A 1,579-nucleotide genomic window follows, 5' to 3' on the forward strand; every position below is an offset into this window, starting at 1 on the left:
ACAGTGTTGGAATAGCCAGCCAGTGGAAAGAGTTCAAAGCCCATGTCTAGGAGCTCGCGTCTCACATAGTCAGCTTTTTCTTTGTGTCTCTCTATGCTGTCCGGTCCATCAAACCATCTTTTTAGGGCTGCATTTAAGGCATAAATCGCGCTGACAGGTTGCGTATAGGGAAACCACTTCTTAGTCTCATAGCCTTCCCAAATCAGCAAGTTTGCATAGTAGCCTCTAATGGGTGTCTTTCTTGACTTCATGGCTGCTTTGGCATCATCACTCATGCTTAAGAATGTAAGTCCTGGAGGCGCTGACAAGCACTTTTGTGACCCCCCAAGGATAATATCAATCGACCACAAGTCCGTTTCTATGTCCATACCACCAATAGATGAAACCGCATCTACCACACTCAAAATGCCATATTGCTTTAAAAGTGGGCAAATCTGTTGAATTGGATTGATGAGCCCTGAAGGTGTTTCACAGTGTACCACAGTTGCGAGTTTAAAGTTATGGTCTTCTTCCAAAAAGGCTTGCAGTTTGTGAATGTCTATGGGACTTGTAAAATCCTGTCTATAAAAAACACAGGTAGCACCGTACATCTTGGCAAAATCGCCAAAGCCCTCTCCAAATATGCCGTTGCTGATAATAAGGACCCTGTCACCTTCTTCAATAAGAGAGGCACATGCTGCCTCAAGTCCCAGTATACCTTCCCCATCTAATATGAGGGTTTCATTTTTTGTCTTGAGAAGCTTTGCCATAAGCTGGGTGGTTTCTTTATAGAGTTCTAAAAATCTTGGATCAATATCAGGTTGGAGTATGGGTTGTGACATAGCCATTCTAACGCTTTCATGTATCATGGTTGGTCCTGGTGTCATCATTAAGAGGTCTTTTGATTTCATATTTGATACATCCTTTCCAAAGAAATTCCGCTTGTCTGTCTATACTCTAACCAACAGATTGGCTAGTTGACAACTTTCTGAGGTAGCCCGAAAAGCCACTCTTTTGAAAGGCTAATATGGCAGGTAAAGCAATGGCAACACCAGCTACTGCTTGAGTGATATCACCTGGAATCGATGCAATCGCCGCAGGAAGGTCTCTATATAGTAAAAAGTTATAGCCAAAATAACCGAAAATCATCCAAACACTTGGCAAGGTCAAAGCAAGGACCAATCTCATCATGGACTTCTTTTCACTTGTGCCACCATTGGCAATTGCGCCGACAGCGTATCCCATAATACCACGGATGATGAATGTGCCAGGTGCCCAGATCACCCATGGTGATAGAACATCAAACAAAGCCATACCGCATGCGCCTGAAATTGCGCCATATTTTTTTCCAAAGACCACGGCTATGGTGAAGAGAGCCACATTCCCTAAATGAATCAGACCACCTGTGGCAATCCCAGGTAATGTGATTTGAATTGCGTAAGTACATACAAAAACAATCGCTGTAAAAAGACCAGCCAAAATAATATCTTTTGTTTTAATCGTTGAATTTTTCATATTTTCTCCCCTAGATGAATTTTTCATTCTCATTATAGAGGCGTTTTGTCCTTTTTGTAAGTGTCAGATTATCGGTTTTTAATAG

The 1,579-nt window shown here is 42.1% G+C and carries 2 protein-coding genes; both read right to left on the bottom strand.

What is annotated here, in order from left to right; translation table 11 throughout:
* Positions 1-890: pyridoxal-phosphate-dependent aminotransferase family protein (locus tag AC220I_RS22375; protein WP_486726084.1), on the bottom strand; the 890-nt coding region annotated here is incomplete at its 3' end.
* Between the two features lie 46 nt (positions 891-936).
* Positions 937-1,494: an ECF transporter S component gene (locus AC220I_RS22380; protein ID WP_486726085.1), complete on the bottom strand. Its 558-nt coding sequence runs from the start codon at positions 1,492-1,494 to the stop codon at positions 937-939.
* Positions 1,495-1,579: the final 85 nt, after the last annotated feature.

It is taken from the genome of Fusibacter sp., from assembly GCF_057447755.1.